Source organism: Gilliamella sp. Fer4-1 (assembly GCF_001690515.1).
GTDB classification, from domain to species: domain Bacteria; phylum Pseudomonadota; class Gammaproteobacteria; order Enterobacterales; family Orbaceae; genus Gilliamella; species Gilliamella apicola_C.
Window position 1 is genome coordinate 1 of the sequence record NZ_LZGZ01000072.1, and the last position, 20733, is coordinate 20733.

Here is a 20733-nt window from a genome sequence, read left to right on the forward strand (position 1 = left end):
ATACAAAACTACCTGAAAGTTTTTGATAAGTATTTTTTGAAAAAGCTTTCAAGTTTTTTTACCCAATGTTTTATTGGGAAACCCTTTGGTTATCCCATCAAATTTTGCCGAGAGATAAAATAGGCATAAGGGATTATACAACCGAAACTGCTCAATTACGGTAGATCAAACTATCTCTGATAAAATTGGGAAGATTTCTGTAATAATATTGATTAAGGATAAACAATCAAAGAAGAGCTAATACAGCGTAAAACTTAGTTTCGAACCAGCAAAGCTAGCGAGCTAAGCGCTTTTCAATAGCACAATGCTAACAACAAAAATCATTCAGAAAAACTATTGATTTTATTGAATTTTTTATTTTACTAAAATTTACTTTACATCTATTTTAAGTAAAAAATCGTAACAAACAGTTTGTTTATTAACAATAATTTTCTAGTTTATTATTAGCGTACATAACTATTTATTATAATGACGCTTGACAATTAGTCTGCAACCGCTGATAATTGCGCCGTTTTTTAACCTTATATTTTAATTTTAGTGAGGTGGCAAAATGCCTGTAGTTAACACTTTATCTTAATGCCGACACGGTATTCTCTATTATATTGTCTTTTGCTAGGTATTACCTAAGCGCTTTTATTACAATTCAATCTATAGATTTTTTGCCTTGTCGGTTTTCCCTTACTTTTTGGAGAAAACGTGATGACAATGGAATCTTATATTCAAAATTTAGAATTAATTAAATACCCACGAACACCACACCTAGAAGGCTCTCGCTTACAATTTGGTGATAGTGAACATGGACAACGCCCTTATAATCAATTAGTTGGTCAACATATCGTTGTTGAAGAAAAGTTAGACGGCGCTAATTGTGCTATTAGCTTTTCAGCCAGTGGAGAACTATTACTTCAATCTAGAGGGCATTATTTAATGGGGGGGTCACGAGAACGCCAATTTAATCTGTTAAGGCGCTGGGCTTGCGTGCATGAATATTGGCTATTAGAACGATTAGAAGATCGCTATATTCTTTATGGTGAATGGCTACATAAAAAACATGCAATTTTTTATGACGCATTGCCTCATTATTTTTGCGAGTTTGATATTTGGGATAGGCAACAAAACTGTTTTTTATCTACTATAAAACGGCATCAATTACTAGCAGATGGTCCTGTTTTATCGGTGCCAGTTTTATTTGCAGGATCGGCACCAGCTAAATTAAGTGAATTATTGAATTTGGTTAAGGAATCTTTGGCTAAAACAGCTAATTGGCGAACTTGTTTTGAAAAAATTGTAACTCGCGAAAAACTTGATTTAACCAAAGCATGGCAGCAATGTGATAATTCTGATTTTATGGAAGGATTATATCTAAAAATCGAATCGGAAGAACAAACAGTTGATCGCCTCAAATGGGTTAGACACGATTTTGTGCAAGCGATTTTAGATGCAGGGCAACACCACTCTGAACAACCGTTTATTCCTAATCAACTAGCCAACGGTGTTGAGCTTTATACACCACAATTAACCATGAATTGGAATAGCAGATTGATAAATGGAGGAAAGGTATGAATTATCCAGCATTAAAACAGCAAATAACACACACCATAGCAACGGGTGATTTTAGCCCATGGTTAAATTGTATTCCTGAATTGAACCGTTTGTTAACTACACCTCAAGATGTTATGTACCATGGTGAAGGGAATGTATGGATTCACACTCAAATGGTTATCAGAGCGTTATTGGGGCAGAGTGAATTTGCTAATGCAACAGAAGATGAACAATTTGTGTTGTTTATGACGGCTTTATTGCATGATATAGCTAAGCCTGAAACGACGGTGATTGATAAAATCACAGGTAAAATAACCCAACCTCGGCACTCAAAAAAAGGCGAGATTTATAGTCGCATATTATTATGGCGAATGGGCGTACCGTTTGATTTAAGAGAGCAAATTTGCCGAATCATTAGTGTGCATCAAGTCCCTTTTTTTGCTTTAAGTGAAGAGCGAAAAAATAGAACACCTGAATATTTAATTCATCATTTATCGTGGCAGCTACCAATTTGGATGTTATGCCTACAAGCTAAAGCGGATATGGAAGGCCGCATTTGTGCCGATAAAAAAAGAGCACTTGATGAAGTTGAGCTATTTAAACAGTTGGTACTTGAAGAAGGGTGTTTATATCACCCTCGCCAATTTGTGGATGATTATACTCGGGTTCAATATTTTCGGGGCAGTAATGTCTTACCTGATTATGCGTTATATCCCCAAGAAGGATCGGAAGTAATTATGCTAGCTGGTTTACCCGCTTCAGGTAAAAATAGTTGGGTAAGCAAACATTATCCAACATGGCCTGTTGCGTCTTATGATGATGCCAGATCTGAACTAAAATTGAAGCATGGCGAAAACGAAGGGCAGGTTATACAGTTTGTCTTAGCCAAGGTAAAACAGTGGTTAAGAGTAAAACAACCTTTTATTTGGAATGCGACCCATTTATCGCAAGAAATGCGACAAAAAGCGCTCGATTTACTCTACGCTTATCATGCCAACGTGAAAATTGTATATATTGAACAACCAGAAAAAGAGTTGTATCGCCGTAATGCCGCACGTGACACGACTTTGCCCAATAAAACCATTCAGCGGTTATTAAATAAATGGGAGGTTCCGCTACCAACCGAAGCACATAAGGTGAGCTATGTAATTAACCAATAATTGCACAATATTTTATAAGGTAAATTGGGGCTGATATCAAAGCCCCAAATTTGCTTAAATAGCTGTTTGCTTCAATAGTTGTGCACAATATTAAATACCTTTATTTTAATACCCATAAATAAAGGTTATTTCTTATTGGTTTATCTTATTTGTTATACTCAGACAAAAACCAAGTAATAGCAATTAAATCCGCCGAACCGCCAGGACTTAAATTACGTTTAATGAATTCGGTATCAAGTTGATATAATTTTTTTCGACCGTCAGAATGAATAATACCACCTTGATCAATAAGATTTTTCGCCTCTTGCTGAACAAAATACAATCCGTCTAATCCTCCTCTTGAAACGACATTAGTATCTTGATTAAAAGCAAGCAAGTACAACATGGCTTGTAGCAAGCAAGTTTCTTCATCATAGCCACTGTTTTGCATTTTTTGAAAAATCGGAAGAGAGATATTTCTAACTATTGCATAGCCTGATTCAGCTTCTCCTCTTGCACCAGTCAGATTGTGGCGTTTAAATAACCTTTCGCCTACAGTATTTGCTTGTATATTTTGCTTTAGCTCATTTTGGACAATACCTTGGCAAATTGCTGAGACCTCATCGCAAATACTTTGCGTGTTGACTGGTAATCCTAGTTGTTCTAATTTGCCAATAGCTCCCATTAATAGACCAAAGGCAAATATACCGCCCTTATGCGTATTGATTTGATTGGTTGCTCGAAACATGGCTTGTTCACACTCAATGCCAATTGGTCTAATGCCTGCTAAAAAATGTTGATTATCATAGTTGGCGGAATTTTTACCGTACTTATAAAAACGCTCAAACCAAATACAAATAGCTTTAATACTTTGGACAAAGGTTTGAAAATCCATATCACGATGTGCACCGCTATTATTCATATCAACTAATCCAGGTTTAGGTGATAAGCAAATTTCTTTTATTAATGCTTTGGTTGCTAATTGTGCAGGTAAACATCGATTAGGATCATTATTAAGTTTTAATTCTAATAATGCGATTTGCTGTGAATAATCACTCATTATTGATCGGTACCTATTAAAGTGTTTTTGAAGTATGATAAGAATTTTTGATAATAATAATTAATATTATCAATATGATAGTTAAGTATTTTTTACTATTTATTCACACGATAGTTATTATCCTCAATTTATTTAGTTACAATCTAGCAATAACGTTATATTATTTTTTGTGAAAGCGCTAATTCATTGATAAAAATAAATTAGCATCTTAAATAAAGATCAATATTCACTGGTTTTAACTGCTAATACTTCTCGATTACCGTTATGCGCTGGAGCACTAATAATGCCTTCAATCTCCATTTGCTCAACAATTCTTGCTGCTCGATTATAACCAATTCTGAATTTTCTTTGCACGCTAGATATAGAGGCTCGACGAGTTTCTATAACAAATTCGACCACTTGGTCAAAAATAGGGTCAAGTTCTTCATCGATACTCTCTGAATTATTGCCATCGTTATCACCACTTGAAACGGTTACATTTTCAATATATTTTGGTGCACCTCGTGCCTTCCAGTCTTGAACTACAGCATGAACTTCTTCATCACGGACGAAGGCTCCATGTACTCGTATTGGAATTGAGCTATTAGGTGCTAAATAAAGCATATCCCCCATACCAAGCAGTGATTCCGCACCCATTTGATCTAAGATCGTTCGAGAGTCGATCTTGCTTGATACCGTAAATGCAATACGTGTAGGGATATTAGCTTTAATTAAACCAGTAATCACATCAACCGACGGGCGTTGTGTCGCTAAGACAAGATGGATACCCGCCGCTCTGGCCTTTTGTGCAAGCCTTGCGATTAACTCTTCTACCTTTTTACCCACTGCCATGATAAGGTCGGCAAACTCATCAACCATCACGACAATATAGGGTAATTTATCGAGTGTTGGCATATTAAGATCCATACTATCGGTTGGCTTCCAGAGAGGATCAGGAATTGGTCTACCCATTTCATCAGCTTGTTTAATTTTTTCATTGTAACCAGCAATATTTCGCACTCCTAACGCTGACATTAGACGATAACGACGTTCCATTTCATTCACACACCAATTAAGTGCATTGGTAGCGTCTTTCATGTCAGTAACGACTTGAGTTAATAAGTGTGGTATTCCTTCATAAATAGAGAGCTCAAGCATTTTGGGATCGATCATAATAAACCGCACATCTTCAGGTTGCGATTTATATAAAATACTTAAAATCATTGCATTAACACCAACTGATTTACCCGAACCAGTAGTACCGGCAACTAATAAGTGCGGCATCTTAGCTAAATCAGCAACCACTGATTGCCCAGAGATATCTTTACCTAATACGATTGTTAATGGTGATTGAGCATCTTTGAATTGAGGACTGTCTAATACTTCCCTAAAATAAACTGTTTGACGATTCTTATTGGGTAATTCAATGCCAACATACGGTTTGCCCGGAATAACTTCAACTACACGAACCGATGGCATGGATAATGATCGTGCTAAGTCACGATCTAGTGTTGAAATCCTAGCAGCTTTAATACCTGGTGCAAGCTCAATTTCGAAACGAGTAATCACTGGCCCGGGCATATAATCAACAACTTTGGCTTTTACTCGGTAATCAGACAAACTTTTTTCAATTAATTCTGACATAGCGTTTAAGGCCACATGATCCACCTCAATTCTTGCCGTTGGAGGCGCTGTTAATAAGTTTAGCGAAGGTAGTGGCGTAGTTGGTTTTGGCAATGGTTTATCATTACGTCTCAATAATGGATGAATTAAACTAGCCTCATCATTTTCTGAGGAATGATAATTTTGATTATCTTGAGTTATCTCTTCAGGATAAATATCATCAATGATTGGATTAGCTTTTTTTAATGCTTCAGTATCAACATATTCAAGTTGTTCTACTTCTAATTTTACGCCTGTTTGCGTTTCAGTTTTTGCATCTGCTATCTCTTGTATGGTAGCTGTGTTTATAATAGCCTCAGGCTCTTGCACCAATGGCTGCTCAGTTTCAATGGTTTTCATTATTGAAATATCTAGAGCGGGTTCAAATGAATCCTTTTCATTATTGAATTTAATTTCATGTTTATTGTCTACCGAAGTAAATAAAGGTTTACTTGGTGCATCTGATATTGTGTATTTATCTGATTGTTCAAATGATGGTTTTTCTTCAGATTTTTGCGTTTGGATCACCTGCTTTATTTGCGCCATTGAAGAAGATAAAGCCTGTTCTTGATCTGGTGTTGCTTTATCCCCATTTATGTTTTGAATAATTGATTCAAGACGAGACAAAATTTCCTCTGGGTCGAGTTCTTTCCTAGGTGGATTATCAACGGCTTGGGGTGTTGTTACCTGTGATAATTGCAAAGAATCTTTGGTTTTAATTAATTCTTCGGTCGTTTTGATTAAAATCTTTTCATTTTCATCAGCTGAAATAAGAGTATTTGATGCCTGCTCTTGAGGTATTTCATTATTAACAGAATAACTTGGTGAAATAATTTCGGTGTTATCACCTTTGTTATCACAAGGTATTGTAAATTGAGGTTCTTTTGTTACATCATCAGATCGTATAATATTTTTTTCTTGTTTTAACGCAGTCTGTTCAATGTTATTTGTTGTACAAGCCTTAATTAACCATCTAATAGGTAACAGTAAAATCATGACAAAAGCACCTAATTTTTCCATTAGATTCAACCACGAAAATCCAGTTAATAATGTTATACAGGCTAAGCAAGTTCCAAGAAGAGTTAATGATAAAGTTAAGTTATTTATAATGGGTAGAAGGCTTTCAATGACTATTGCCCCAAGATAACCACCTGCTTCAAATTGTTCTGCATCACGAATATTTAAAGCAAAAAAACCCGTCGAACTGAAGATAAATGCCAAAACACCAATAATTCTAAATGAAAGACTAAAATAATTAATGGGATCATTGGCATGTTTATAAAAATGAACTATGAGTTGTAAACAAATAAAAATAGTAATAAAAGGGATGCTATAAGCGATAAACCCTAAAAATTGGAAAAAAATGTCGCTGGCATATGCGCCAAGATAACCGCCAAAATTACTAATAGGATAGTGCCAAGCAGTACGAGACCAGCCAGGGTCAGCGGGATCGTAAGTAAACAGAGATAAAAATAAACAAACAGATAAACCTAGTATTGCAAGCAAAATGAATTGAGTAATAATCTGCTTTCTTGTCATTTTGGGCTTTTTCAAACAAGTACCTAAAAAACTATCGCTATTAAAATTGCTGGCATTTTACCATAAATTGCGCTATGTCACAGAGCGAATGAAATATAAAACATCATTTATTGTAGTTACTATCGATTTATAGGAAATAGATTTTCACTAAATCGTTTGCTATTTTGCACGTAACTTTTTGCATTGTTTATATTGCCTTCAATTTCGTTTTCAGTCAGTTTACGAATAATTTTTGCTGGCGAACCGATAATTAAACAACCTTCACTATAAGGAAGCGTGCGTGTGACTAATGAGTTAGCGCCCACTATGCAATTTTTAGCTATTTTCGCATCATTTAAAATAGTACTTCCCATACCAATTAATACATTATCTTCAATAATACAGCTATGAAGAATAACATTGTGACCAATTGTTACATTTTCACCAACAATACAAGGGGTACCTGTTTCAACATGTACAGTGCAATTATCTTGCACATTACTATTTTGACCAATATGAATAGGCGCGATATCGCCACGTAAAACAGTATTAAACCAGATCGAAACACCTTGCTCTAAAGTTACATTACCAATTATTTCAGCTGATTTTGCAATAAAACAATGTTGATGAATTTGCGGATGTAAATCACCTAATTGGTAAATCATGATTTTTCCTTTTTTGGTTTTTGGCACACAAAAATAAGCTAACAGCAAGAAAATTACATAACACCATAGAGCCAACCATTAACCATTCGGTCGAGTTATTTACCGTTTCTCTTACAGTCGAATGCGTTGATGCTAACATTGATAATGATAAACCCATTGCGCCAGCCACTGCAAAGCGAATTGTACCTGCTAAAGAAGAAGCTGTACCGGCAATATGCTGATGAAGATCTAAAATAATCGCCATGCTATTGCCTCCAATGGTTGACATACAACCAATATAACCAGCAATACAAATAACTAGGCAGGTAAACCCTAGATTAAATAGACTGACAACAAGAAGACTTGTTGCCATAGTAAATTGGATAAAAAGCCCTAACTGCATCATTTTAATCGAACCAACACGTTTAACAAAACGGCTATTTACGGTATTCATCAATATCATCACAATAATATTGAGTGCAAAGTAATAACCAAAATTAGTGGATGCAACGCCATGTAAATTCATATAAACAAAGGGACCTAAGCTTAAAAAAGAGAATAACCCCGCCCCTGAAAATGCGCCTATCATCATATAAGTGAGTGCTTGGCGGTGTCGAAACAGCATAATAAAATTGCTTAAAATACGAACTAAGCTAAACCGATCTCGTTTGGCTTTTGCGAGTGTTTCAGGGATATTGGTGACAACTAAACCAAAGCAAGCGAGAGCAATTAAGCAGATAGTGTAAAAATTGGCTCGCCAATTAAACCAATATAAAATAAATCCACCGATAATCGGCGCCAGTAATGGAGCAACATTGGATATCAGCATGACAAAGGACATCATTTTAGAAAATTCATCACGATCACGATAAATATCTTTCATTAACGCATTAATGACTATTGTGGTTGCCGCAGCCGCAATACCATGAAAAAAGCGAGCGGTAATTAATTGATTAATATTGGTAGCAATTGCACAGCTTAATGCCGCGCCTATAAAGATAATTAGGCCAAAAATTAAAACGTTGCGTCGTCCATAACTATCAGTAAGCGGCCCAAATAAAAGTTGCCCAACGGAGAAGCCTAGTAAATAGCAGCTAATAGTTAGTTGTACAGCTGTATCGGCTACATTAAAGTTGTGCGCAATAGTTGGCATACTTGGTAAATACATATCTATAGATAATGGCATAAGCATAGAGAGTAAACCAAGGATAAAAATCAGCGCTTTTTTAGATATTTTTATTTCTACCTGTGTGTTTTGGTTTTGCACAAATCGTTCCTTTTTACGGCTTTTATATAAAATTTAATTAAGGACAAGCTTAATTTTTGCGGTGTGGCTAGCTTTAAAGTATCTATAAATATAAATAGAATGCCTCATCTTAACGACTTATCATTGCGACAATTGATATTAGCTAAAAGAATGAATTTCATCTTGAGTCAATGGTCGATATTCTCCCTCCGGTATATCAAGGATCACGTTACCGATTTGTTTTCGATGCAACGCAATTACGTGATTATTAACCGCTGCAAACATCCGTTTTACTTGATGATAGCGACCTTCGCTAATGATTAATTCAGCATGAAAATCATCAATAATGGTTAGTTTTGCAGGTTTAGTGAGTGACTTTTCACTTTTCAATTGAATGCCTTTTTTAAATATATCAATGAGCTCAACTTTTAATGGTTGTTCAACGGTGACTACATAAATTTTTTCACAATGATGTTTAGGGGATGTAATTCGGTGTGACCACTTGCCATCATCTGTAAGCAAAACAAGCCCAGTAGTATCAAGATCAAGCCTTCCTGCTGCATGTAATTTTTCAGGCATCGGCTCATCAATAAAATAAAGAATTGTTGGATGATCGGGATCATTAGTCGAACAAACATAGCCTTGCGGTTTATTGAGCATAAAATAGCGTTGGCTGGTCACTTGTTCAATTTGATAACCATCATATTCAACTAATTGATCTGGCGATAATTGATACGCACCTGATTTGATAATCTCACCATCGACAGTCACTTTTTTAGCTTTGAGCTCTTTGTTTACAATAGTACGACTGGCGCCTAAATGATGAGCAAGAAATTTATCTAATCGCATAATTTAAAAATATTCCCTATTACTTTAAAGGTGTATAGATATCAAAGCGGTGATTTTTAGTTTTAATTTCAGCTGTTGGCTTTTGGTTAGCTAAAAATGGCGCATAATCAGGTCGTTTTACCACAACTCGTTTCCGGGCTAATTGCCTTGCTGGTGTTAATAAACTATCAGCATCACTATCACTACCAACTAGCTGTTGAAAAATGCGCATCTCTTTTTTGACAAGCGCACTTTTTTGCCGATGTGGAAACATCGGATCAAGATAAACAACATCTGGTTTTTCAGGGTAAGCCCTCAATCCCTCAATGCTTGAATCATAAATTAAGTGTAATTGTTGCTCAATCCAGTGACCTATGTCGAGATCTTGGTAGGCACGTTGTAAACCATCGCTTAATAATGCGGCAACGACAGGATGCCGCTCAAACATAGTGACATGGCAACCAATAGATGCTAAAACAAAGGCATCACGACCAAGTCCCGCAGTTGCATCAATAACTGTGGGTAAATACTCACCTTTTACACCTACTGCTTTAGCGATTGCCTCGCCACGACCACCGCCAAATTGGCGACGATGAGCCATCGCGCCAGAAACAAAATTAACACAGATAGAGCCTAATTTGGGTTCGTCTGTTTTTTGTAACTCAAGTCGATTATTTTGGTTAACCAACGTAAACGGAAGATCGGCATGGGCTAATAACCATTGCTCAGCTAATTGTATTAACTGAGCTAAGTTAGAACTACTTGATACCATAGTGACGAAGTAGCGCATCAAGTTGAGGTTCGCGACCTCGGAAGCTTTTAAATAGCATCATTGGTTCATCGCTACCGCCTTGTGACAATATATTGTCAAGAAATGCATTACCTGTTTTCGCATTGAAGATACCTTCTTCTTCAAAACGTGAAAATGCATCAGCAGATAAAACTTCTGCCCATAAGTAACTGTAATAACCTGCCGCATACCCCCCAGCAAAAATATGGCTAAAAGCATGAGGAAAGCGTCCCCATTCAACAGTAGGAACAACAGCAACTTGTTTTCTGACTTCAGCTAATGTGTTTAAAATATCGGGATCTTTTTGTGTATGTAATTTAAAATCAAAAAGACCGAATTCCAATTGCCGTAAAATAAATAACGCAGCTTGATAATTTTTAGCTTCTAGCATCTTTTCTAGCATTTCTGCGGGTAATGGTTCATCTGTTTGATAATGACCGGATATAAATGTAAGCGCTTCGGGTTGCCAACACCAGTTTTCTAAAAATTGACTTGGCAACTCAACAGCATCCCACGGCACGCCATTAATACCAGCTACTGATGAAACATCAATTTCGGTTAACATATGGTGTAATCCGTGACCGAATTCATGGAATAATGTGGTGACTTCGTCATGAGTAAACAGTGCTGGTTTATCTCCAATTGGGCGATTGAAGTTACAAGTTAAATAAGCAACAGGTTTTTGTATATGACCATCAGCAAAACGCATGCGACCAATACAATCATCCATCCAAGCACCACCTCGCTTGTGTTCACGTGCATATAAATCAAGATAGAAGCTACCTTTTAATTCACCATTAGCAGCATAAAGATCATAAAATTTGACTTCTGGATCCCAAACTTCAACGCCTTTTCGCTCTTTGGCTGTAATACCGAAAATACGATGTACTACTTCAAATAAACCATTAATTACTCGTTGCTGCGGAAAATAAGGCCGTAACTCTTCATCATTAATAGTATATAAATACTGTTTTTGCTTTTCACTATAATAAGCAATATCCCATGGTTTAATATCACTGGCACCAAAAAATTCGTACGCATATCGTTTTAGTTCAGCTAGTTCTTTTTCACCTTGTGGCTTGGCTTTAGTTGCTAAATCGCTTAAAAACTCGATGACTTGCGTTGTGGATTTAGCCATTTTTGTTGCCAGTGATTTGTCTGCATAAGTCTTGAAACCTAATAATTGTGCTAGCTCGTAACGTAGGTCCAGAATTTGCTTAATGATCTCTGTATTATCCCATTTACCCGCATTTGGTCCTTGGTCGGATGCACGCGTGTTATAAGCTTGGTAAAGCTCAAACCGTAAATCACGATTATCACAATAAGTCATCACAGGAAGATAACTTGGTATATCCAATGTCAGCAACCACCCCTCTTTGCCTTTAATTTTAGCTTGTTCTTGTGCTGCTGCAAGCGCACTTTCAGGCATACCAGACAGCTCTTTGATATCAGTAATTAGTTTTGACCAACCCATAGTCGCATCTAGTACATTATTACTATATTTTGATGATAATTCTGATAATTTTGCGACAATTTCACCGTAGCGTTTTTGTTTATCATCGGGTAAACCAATTCCGGATAATTCAAAATCACGTAATGCATTATCAATAACTTTTTTCTGTGCTTTGCTCAACGTTGCGTATTGTTCGCTTTCTTTGAGTTGTTTATAGGCCTGATATAAAGGCTTATGTTGCCCAACCCATGTACCGTACTCAGAAAGTAAGGGTAGACAAGCTTCATAGGCTTCGCGTAATTCTGAGCTATTTTTAACTGAATTAAGATGGCTAACAGGAGACCAAGCTCGACTAAATTTTTCGTCTACTTCATCAATGGGCTGGATCAAATTATCCCAAGTATATTTACTATTTTGTTTAAGTACAGTTTCAATAGTATTTCGACAATTTTTTAGCGCCTCTTGTATGGCAGGTAAGACATGTTCAGGTTTAATTTGAGAAAAAAGCGGTAATGGTACATCTGTTAGTAATGGATTAGTCATGTTGAGATACCTTTATACAAATGGTTTTGTCTATTAATAGAACATAATATGATGGCAAAGGTGAATAATTCAAGAGAATTTCATGCAAGGGAATACTTATAATCCCATAAGCTTACGTTCACGTTGCCACTCAGTGGGAGTATAGGTTTTTATAGAAAGTGCATGAATGCGGTTATCATTAATAAATTCTGCCAAAGGGGCATAAATAGCTTGTTGTTTTTTTACTCGATTTAAATCAGCAAATAATTCACCTACTGCAATAACTTGAAAATGACTACCATCATCGGTCAGCACATGTACATCATCAAGCTCAAGTGAACTTTTTAATTTATCTATAATTTCTTGTTTATCCATTCTTCATTCTCATCACTAATATAAATTATGGGGATTATTTTTTGTCAAAAAACTTTCAGGTGATTAGGCGTTCTGTATAAAAGCTAATGTGTTAGCTGTTAATTACCTGTTGTAGATCATACAGCGTTAATAATGTTTGTAACTGAGGATTAATGCCTTTAAGCCCTACGTTATATTTATTGCAAAAATAAACTAAAGTCGCGAGTCCTGAAGAATCAACACGAGTAAGTTGCCCTACATCAATGTGTTTTATACCATTTAATATGGTATTTTGTGTAGACCACAGATCGTTTAATGAGTGAACATCTAGCTCACCAAATAAACACAATACATCTTGTTGTTTTTCTGTTGTGATTCGCGACATTTTAAACTAGCCTTTTGGTTTCGTATTTGGATCAATTTTGCGATTTGAAAGCTCGGTTAATTGTTTCGTCAATGCATCAATACCACCTTGACGTAAAATTGATGACCATTCATTTTGTTTAGTGCTGATCATGCTTACACCTTCGGCAACTAAATCATAGGCTTTCCATTCGCCAGTTACAGTGTTTTTACGCCATTGAAAATCAATGCGTAAAGGTTGACCTTGGTTTGGTTGGATTAAGAGTACACGAATAGAAATAAGATTTTTCCCCGTTAAATCTTTTGCTGCCTCAACTTGATATTGTTGACCATTATACATTGAAAGCGCTTGTGCAAAAGTTTGTACTAAATAGTTTTCAAAAGCATCAAAATAGGCTGTTCGCTGCGCTTCGCTTGCACTTTTGTAGTAGTTTCCTAAAATTAACGCACCAGCGTATTTGACTTGTACATAAGGTAATAAATCTTGTCTAACAATGTCTTTAAGTCTGTTTGGATTTGATTTAATCACCGATGATTGCGACTTCATTGTGGTAAAAATTTTATCGGCGGCTACTTGCATCTCTTTATAGGGATCATTTTCCGCGAATGTATTAGCACTAAACAATAAAGCTAATGCTAAAAAAAGGGTTGTTTTAAATTTGTTTAACATGTTAACTCCTTAGTTTTCATTTATATCTTGTTTTTTATCTTTATCATCTTTGTCTTTATCTGATGAACCACCTATGCTGTAAAGAAATTTACCAATAAGATCTTCTAAAACAATTGCAGGCGTTGTGTTGTGCACAACAAAACCTTCAACTAAGTACGGTGGAGTTTTATTTTTTTCTGCCTTAGCCAAAATGTCTGGATCAACATCTAGTGAGTCAATACTTAATTCCGTTTCTCTATCAACACCTATATTGATATCAATATACTGTTCGCCAAGTATTCCAGATGTCTTAATTGCAAGAGAACTTGAACTTGGAATTTTGTTATACTGAGTATCTATATCCATAGCTACATACGGCTTGTACTCATCGTTATTTGGTGAACTTAACGAAATATCACTAACTCGCCCAATCACTACACCACCGATCTTGATAGGCGATCGAGCTTTTAACCCACCAATGTTATCAAATACAGCATAAACCCGAAAGGAATTATGGCTAGCAAATGATGTTGGATCAGCGACTCTAAAGCATAAAAATAGCACTGAACAAATGACCAGCACCATGAATAATCCTACTGTAATTTCAATTTTACGACTCATGTTTAATGACCTCAATGACTAAACATTAATGCGGTTAAAATAAAATCTAACCCCAAAATAACTAATGATGAATAAACAACGGTGTTCGTTGTTGCTCGGCTAATTCCTTCTGATGTTGGTACACAATCATAACCATTAAAAAGTGCAATCCAAGTGCTAGCGATAGCAAATACAAAGCTTTTTACAAAACAATTGCCCAAATCATGCCACCAATTAACACTGCTTTGAATGGATGACCAAAAAAAGCCTGAATCAATCCCTTTCCAATCAACACCAACAAGTGCACCACCTAAAATGCCGACTGTGACAAAAATTGCTGTTAAAAACGGCATACTAAAAAAACCAGCCCAAAAACGTGGAGCAATAATACGTCGTAATGGATCAATCGCCATCATTTCCATGCTTGATAACTGTTCAGTTGCTTTCATTAAACCTATTTCAGCCGTTAATGCTGAACCCGCACGGCCTGCAAACAGCAAGCCTGCAACAACAGGGCCGAGTTCACGAAGTAAGGCAAGTGCGACCATCATTCCAAGGCTTGCTTCGGCACCAAACGTAGTTAATATAAAGTAGCCTTGTAAGGCAAGTACCATGCCAATAAAAAGGCCTGAAACCATAATAATCGTTAGTGATTGAACGCCAACAAAGTAAAATTGTTTGACTAATAATGGAAATTGTTTATTAAATTGTGGTTTACCAATTAATGCACCAAAAAGCATAACGCCAGAACGGCCAATCATCGAAATAATATTGATAAAACATCGCCCTAATTTTGCTAATAAATTCAACATTATTTTATACCTCTGCTTAGGTCTAATTTATAATCATCAGCAGGATAATGGAAAGGCACAGGACCATCTGCCAATCCATCAAGGAATTGTTTAACTCGTAAATCGTCATTATCACGTAATTGTTGTGATGTGCCACCGGCAATAATATGTTGTTCAGCAACAATATAAGCGTAATCAGCAATACTGAGCACTTCGTTTACATCGTGGCTAACAACAATGCAGGTTAATCCTAATGATTGGTTAATTTCAGCGATAAGTTTAACTATAACACCCATTGAGATAGGATCTTGCCCAGCAAAAGGTTCATCAAACATAATTAAATCAGGATCAAGTGCAATAGCACGCGCCAAAGCTGCACGCCTTGCCATTCCTCCAGATAATTCCGATGGCATCATATGTGCAGCACCACGCAATCCAACAGCTTGTAGCTTCATTAAAACTAAATTATGCAACACAGGCTCAGGTAAGTTAAGGTGTTCACGTAACGGATAAGCCACATTATCAAATACAGATAAATCAGTAAATAATGCACCTGATTGAAATAACATACTCATACGTTTACGGACTTCATAAAGTCTAGATCGAGACATGCAAGGGATGTCTTCACCATCAAATAAAATTTGTCCTGACTGAGGTTTTAATTGCCCCCCAATAAGCCGTAGTAGTGTGGTTTTACCAATTCCTGAAGGTCCCATGATTGCTGTCACTTTGCCTTTAGAGACATTCAAACTCATATTTTTATAAATAGGTCGCGTTCCACGATAAAAAGACATGTCATGAATTTCGACCAGATTTTTCGGTAATTCGCTCGCCACAGTGACTTCCTAGACTACTAAATTAGTATAATTTCGCTTATTTTACTTGATATTTGTGAATAAAGAAATCTATTAAACGCATAATCAAATAGTTATTAGAATTATGCATCAATAATAAACGATAACTAAATCAAGCTCGTTTGATAACGGAGGCTTTAATATCTTGGCATTTGTTTATCAATCATTACAGCCCAAGCATCAATCCCACCTGCAAGGTTATATAGCCTGTTAGGATCGAAGCCATTTTCTACTAAAAAATGGGCAACTGCTAAACTACGCTTGCCGTGATGGCAATAAATTACAATATCAATTTCATCTGGAATTTTATCTAGATATAATGGGATAGTATTCATTGGGATATGAATTGCGTTGTGAATACCGCAAATAGCCACTTCATTGGCTTCACGCACATCAAGCAAAAATAGTTTATCTTGCTGGTTTAATTTGTTTATAAGCTCAATTGGCGTGATTTCTTGTATAGTCATTATTTAAAACTCATTAAAATAGTTGTAAAAAAGTTTCAGGAAACTATGCATTTTAGTATAACAATTTGATTTAGCATTAGCTTTATATCATCCTGAAACACTGTAACAGGATGATATTTTGCAACTTATTCCTCTAAAGCTTTGCTAATTTTTTCATATAGATCTTTAGATAAATTTTCAATTTTAAGCAATGTTTCAAGCGCTTTTCGCATTTGTAGTTGGCGTTTTTCGTCATAACGTTTAAATCGAATAAGGGGATCGATTAATCGCGCCGATACTTGTGGATTTTTCTGATTTAATTCAGTGAGTATTTCAACTAGAAATTGATAACCACTACCATCTTGCGCATGAAATGCGACAGGATTGTTATTGACAAAGGCACCAATTAATGCACGAATTCGGTTTGGATTACTCAGTGAAAATGAGCGGTGGGTAAGCAACTTTTTCACTGTAACAAGGACGTTTTTGTCTGGGCTTGTTGCGTTTAACGCTAACCACTTATCCATAACTAGTCCATCTTGGTGCCATTTGTTATCAAAGTCAGCTAATAATTCAATTCGACAATTAAGTTCCGCTTTTACCGCCACATTTAAGGCTGCTAAACAATCAGTCATATTATTTGCTTGATGATATTGCTGACTAACTAGTGTATTAGCGCGCGAATTATCATCCGCATAGGCTAATAAAGTTAAACAACAGTTTTTAAGTGACCGTTTAGCAATATCGTTATGTTCGATCTGATATTGTGGGGTTTTATTGTTGTTATAGATTGCACCTAATTCATCGTTAAGCTCATTAGCAAAACGTGTTAATAAAAAGTGGCGAACTTGGTAAATAGCAATAGGATCAACCACAGTAAATAAATTAGCCAACTCGTTTTCAGATGGTAAGGTTAATATTAAGGCAATAAGGAAAGGATCGGTATTTTCTGATAATAATACAGCTCTAAAGGCATCTAATACAGTATCAGGTAGGGTTAGCTTTTGATTTTTATGATAATTTTTTACATTTAAACGAACATATTTTGCTAATAGCATTTGAGCAGCATCATAACGGCTAAAGGCATTAGTCGCATGTTGCATTAGGAATATAAGATCATTATCTTGATAATCATAAGTTAACTTAACAGGCGCTGAAAAATCACGTAATAATGAAATAATTGGTTTTTCAGCCACATTATCAAAAATAAATTGTTGTTTGCTCTGCGTTAAATTTAAAATGTGGTGAATAGGTTTGCCTTGGTATTGTAATGCAATTATATCACCATTATGCCGATATAACTCGATATTAAGTGGAATATGCAGTGCTTGTTTTTGTGCCTGATCTTGAGTTGCAGGTGTACATTGTTCTACTGTCAGGGAATATTGTTGTTTTGTTTCATCATAATTATCGGTGACGGTTAGCTCTGGTGTACCAGATTGACTGTACCATAATTTAAACTGGGTTAAATCAATACCCGAGGCATCTTGCATGGCAGCCACAAAATCATCACAAGTTGCAGCACAACCATCATGGCGTTTAAAATAGAGTTTCATTCCCGCTTGGAATTTGTCCTCCCCTAGTAAGGTGTGCATCATACGGATAACTTCAGCCCCTTTTTCATATACAGTTACCGTATAAAAGTTATTCATTTCAATAACTTGATCTGGGCGAATCGGATGAGACATTGGGCTGGCATCTTCAGCAAATTGCACGGTACGTAAAAGTTTGACATCTTCAATACGTTTTATTGCACGTGATCCCATATCAGCGCTAAATTCCTGATCCCGAAAGACGGTTAATCCTTCTTTTAAGCTGAGTTGGAACCAATCACGACAAGTAACTCGATTGCCTGTCCAATTGTGAAAATACTCATGACCAATCACACCTTCAATGCCTAGGTAGTCATCATCTGTTGCCGTTTGAGGTTTGGCAAGCACATATTTTGAGTTAAAGATATTTAAACCTTTGTTTTCCATTGCTCCCATATTGAAAAAATCAACAGCAACAATCATAAAAATATCTAGATCATATTCAAGCCCAAAACGCGTTTCGTCCCAACGCATGGCATTTTTTAAGCTTGTCATCGCCCAGTGCGAACGATCTAAGTTACCTTTATCAACATAAATTTCTAAATCCACTTTCCGTTTTGATTGTGTGATAAATTGGTCTTTTAAAATATCAAAATCACCAGCAACGAGCGCAAATAAGTAGGCAGGTTTAGGAAAAGGATCTTGCCACTGAACCCAATGGCGCCCATCGGCAAGTTCGCCTTGTGCAATACGGTTACCGTTAGAAAGTAGGAAAGGGTAGCATTGTTTATTCGCTGTAATACGCGTTGAAAAACGTGCAAGCACATCAGGCCGGTCAAGATAATAGGTTATATGGCGAAATCCTTCCGCTTCGCATTGGGTACAAAGCGCATCGCCTGATACATATAAACCTTCCAGTGCAGTATTATCAATTGGTTTGATTTCATTAACAATAGTTAAAGTAAATTCTGTAGGAACATTTTGAATAACTAATCCTGTTTTAGTGAGTTGGTAATCATGCCATGGTTGCTCATTAATATTCACCGATATCAACTTAAGATCTTCACCGTCTAAAATTAAATCATTCGCTTGATTATTTTTTTGAAGCACACGGCTACGAGCGGTTACTGTTGTTATTTCTGGTGCTAAATCAAAATCAAGATCAATATCGGTAATGGTAAAATCGGGCACTTTATAATCAAGCCGATTTTTGGCAATAGGTTGCAATTCAGGTGTTTTTGTATTCATGTTATGATGACCTTTTGGTTTGTACTCAAATTATATGCTGTGCTAATTAGCATTATAGCGGATTAAAAACAATCTTATTACATAATTAATCTATATCTTCATTATTATTCTGCTATAATCTTAAGAATTTTCTTTAAAGTAATAGCAGTCAATTTACATGTTACCAGCGATAATTACATCAATACTAGATACTGATGCTTATAAGTTGCATATGCAACAAGCTGTCTTTCATCACTACCCAAATGCAACAGTTGTTGCCGAGTTTCGCTGCCGTAGCGATGATTTATTAGGACAATATGTTAATGAGATAAAGAATCAAGTCAAATTGATGGAATCATTATCACTAAATGATAACGAGTTTGATTATTTATCTCGCATTTCGTTTTTTAAATCGGACTACTTAAATTGGTTAAAAAACTGGCGTTTTAACAGTGAATTACTAACAATTAAAAATGACAATGGGTTGCTGGTTATTCGAATCGAAGGTAAATGGTTAGATGTTATTTTATGGGAAGTGCCATTACTTGCGATCATTAGTGAAATAGTTCACAAAGATCGTTCGCCCAATATTGGTGTTCCTGAAGCCTTAGTAAGGCTAAAAGATAAATTGGCGTTGTTTGATAAAAAAACAGCTAATATAGATATGTCAGGCTTTAACTTAATGGATTTTGGCACACGTAGGCGTTATTCGTTTGCAGTGCAAGAGGCGGTTGTTAATTATTTAAAAAATAATTTTAATAATTTTCATAGTACTAGCAATTATTTACTTGCTTATCGTTTAGGCCTAACTCCTGTTGGAACGCAAGCACACGAGTGGTTTCAAGCTCATCAGCGCCTAAGCTCAAATCTGGAAGATTGCCAAAAAAATGCACTGCAAGTTTGGCTAGACGAGTATACCAACGATTTAGGTGTTGCTTTAACTGATTGTATTACTATGGATGCGTTTTTACAGGACTTCAATTCCCATTTTGCCTCTTGTTATCAAGGATTACGGCATGACTCAGGCGATCCAATGAAATGGGGTGAAAAAGCGATTGCGCATTACCAACAATTAGGCATTGATCCTAAAACAAAATTGCTAGTATTTTCAGACAGCTTAAATTTTGATAAAGCGATTAGCATTTATCAACACTTTAATCATCGTGTAAAATTGTCTTTTGGTATAGGTGGTTTTTTAGCTTGTGATATTCCATCGCCAGATTTTAATACTAAATCTTTGAATATTGTAATTAAATTGACAGAATGTAATAATCAGTCAGTCGCTAAATTATCCGATAGCCCTGGAAAGACTATCTCTCAAGATTTAGCTTTCGTTAATGAATTAAAACGGACGTTCAGTGTTAAGTATTAATCAATAATCTAACTTAACATAAAAATAAACAACTAGAAATAATTTATAAAAGCGCGTCCTAACAAAAACTTTTGATATTTTGTGTGTAGTAAGTGGCATTAAAAAGGCTGGAAATGCCAGTATTAGTTTAGATATAACATTAAATAATGTAGAGATGGAAAA

Annotated in this window: 17 protein-coding genes and 1 pseudogene; 3 read left to right on the plus strand and 15 right to left on the minus strand. The window is 35.9% G+C overall.

The genetic code is table 11. The features are described 5' to 3' along the window. Positions 1-699 precede the first annotated feature (699 nt). Together A9G30_RS02500 and A9G30_RS02505 are read left to right on the plus strand one after the other, a co-directional pair. Positions 700-1563, plus strand: coding sequence for an RNA ligase family protein (locus A9G30_RS02500; protein WP_176700826.1), 864 nt, complete (start codon positions 700-702; stop codon positions 1561-1563). Beyond that, positions 1560-2702 (plus strand): AAA family ATPase, encoded by a 1143-nt coding sequence (locus A9G30_RS02505; protein WP_065582407.1) that lies wholly within the window; start codon positions 1560-1562, stop codon positions 2700-2702. The genes A9G30_RS02500 and A9G30_RS02505 overlap by 4 nt, the downstream gene beginning before the upstream one ends. A gap of 145 nt (positions 2703-2847) precedes the next feature. Here A9G30_RS02505 and citG read toward each other — a convergent pair whose 3' ends face one another. The 15 genes and pseudogenes from citG to pepN all read right to left on the minus strand — a co-directional run bounded on the left by citG (position 2848) and on the right by pepN (position 19220). Beyond that, positions 2848-3741 carry a triphosphoribosyl-dephospho-CoA synthase CitG gene (citG, locus tag A9G30_RS02510; RefSeq protein ID WP_065582408.1) on the minus strand — a complete coding sequence of 298 codons (894 nt, stop codon included), beginning with the start codon at positions 3739-3741 and terminating at the stop codon, positions 2848-2850. A gap of 219 nt (positions 3742-3960) precedes the next feature. After that, positions 3961-6894 (minus strand): annotated as a pseudogene (locus A9G30_RS13540) (DNA translocase FtsK 4TM domain-containing protein); the annotation flags it as partial. 146 nt (positions 6895-7040) lie between these two features. Then, positions 7041-7565, minus strand: a complete 525-nt coding sequence (locus A9G30_RS02520) for a gamma carbonic anhydrase family protein (RefSeq protein ID WP_065579575.1) — start codon at positions 7563-7565, stop codon at positions 7041-7043. Next, positions 7546-8811, minus strand: coding sequence for a Bcr/CflA family multidrug efflux MFS transporter (locus A9G30_RS02525; RefSeq protein ID WP_065582410.1), 1266 nt, complete (start codon positions 8809-8811; stop codon positions 7546-7548). Before A9G30_RS02525 ends, A9G30_RS02520 begins: the two co-directional genes overlap by 20 nt. 138 nt (positions 8812-8949) lie before the next feature. Next, positions 8950-9639, minus strand: coding sequence for a 16S rRNA pseudouridine(516) synthase RsuA (rsuA, locus tag A9G30_RS02530; RefSeq protein ID WP_065582411.1), 690 nt, complete (start codon positions 9637-9639; stop codon positions 8950-8952). Positions 9640-9658: 19 nt separating this feature from the next. After that, positions 9659-10408, minus strand: coding sequence for a class I SAM-dependent methyltransferase (locus tag A9G30_RS02535; protein ID WP_081295579.1), 750 nt, complete (start codon positions 10406-10408; stop codon positions 9659-9661). Then, a complete protein-coding gene (prlC, locus tag A9G30_RS02540) occupies positions 10377-12404 on the minus strand; it encodes an oligopeptidase A (RefSeq protein ID WP_065582413.1) in 2028 nt (675 codons plus the stop codon). Before prlC ends, A9G30_RS02535 begins: the two co-directional genes overlap by 32 nt. Positions 12405-12500: 96 nt before the next feature. Next, the gene (locus A9G30_RS02545; protein WP_065567659.1) at positions 12501-12758 is read right to left on the minus strand and encodes a BolA family protein; all 258 of its coding nucleotides are present in this window, start codon (positions 12756-12758) and stop codon (positions 12501-12503) included. A gap of 91 nt (positions 12759-12849) precedes the next feature. Then, on the minus strand, positions 12850-13122 hold the full coding sequence (locus A9G30_RS02550) for an STAS domain-containing protein (RefSeq protein WP_065582414.1): 273 nt from the start codon (positions 13120-13122) through the stop codon (positions 12850-12852). A 6-nt stretch (positions 13123-13128) separates the two neighbouring features. Next, a complete protein-coding gene (mlaC, locus tag A9G30_RS02555) occupies positions 13129-13770 on the minus strand; it encodes a phospholipid-binding protein MlaC (protein ID WP_065567661.1) in 642 nt (213 codons plus the stop codon). A 9-nt stretch (positions 13771-13779) separates the two neighbouring features. Next, positions 13780-14370, minus strand: coding sequence for an outer membrane lipid asymmetry maintenance protein MlaD (gene mlaD / locus A9G30_RS02560; RefSeq protein WP_065567662.1), 591 nt, complete (start codon positions 14368-14370; stop codon positions 13780-13782). Positions 14371-14381: 11 nt separating this feature from the next. Next, the gene (gene mlaE / locus A9G30_RS02565) at positions 14382-15161 is read right to left on the minus strand and encodes a lipid asymmetry maintenance ABC transporter permease subunit MlaE (protein ID WP_218057692.1); all 780 of its coding nucleotides are present in this window, start codon (positions 15159-15161) and stop codon (positions 14382-14384) included. Next, positions 15161-15976 carry a phospholipid ABC transporter ATP-binding protein MlaF gene (gene mlaF / locus A9G30_RS02570; RefSeq protein ID WP_218057693.1) on the minus strand — a complete coding sequence of 272 codons (816 nt, stop codon included), beginning with the start codon at positions 15974-15976 and terminating at the stop codon, positions 15161-15163. Before mlaF ends, mlaE begins: the two co-directional genes overlap by 1 nt. Positions 15977-16131: 155 nt before the next feature. Continuing rightward, positions 16132-16461 carry a rhodanese-like domain-containing protein gene (locus A9G30_RS02575; protein ID WP_065587939.1) on the minus strand — a complete coding sequence of 110 codons (330 nt, stop codon included), beginning with the start codon at positions 16459-16461 and terminating at the stop codon, positions 16132-16134. 125 nt (positions 16462-16586) lie between these two features. Continuing rightward, on the minus strand, positions 16587-19220 hold the full coding sequence (gene pepN / locus A9G30_RS02580) for an aminopeptidase N (RefSeq protein WP_065587940.1): 2634 nt from the start codon (positions 19218-19220) through the stop codon (positions 16587-16589). A gap of 157 nt (positions 19221-19377) precedes the next feature. Between pepN and pncB the strand changes: the two genes are divergently transcribed. Continuing rightward, positions 19378-20571 (plus strand): nicotinate phosphoribosyltransferase, encoded by a 1194-nt coding sequence (gene pncB / locus A9G30_RS02585; RefSeq protein WP_065587941.1) that lies wholly within the window; start codon positions 19378-19380, stop codon positions 20569-20571. Positions 20572-20733: the final 162 nt, after the last annotated feature.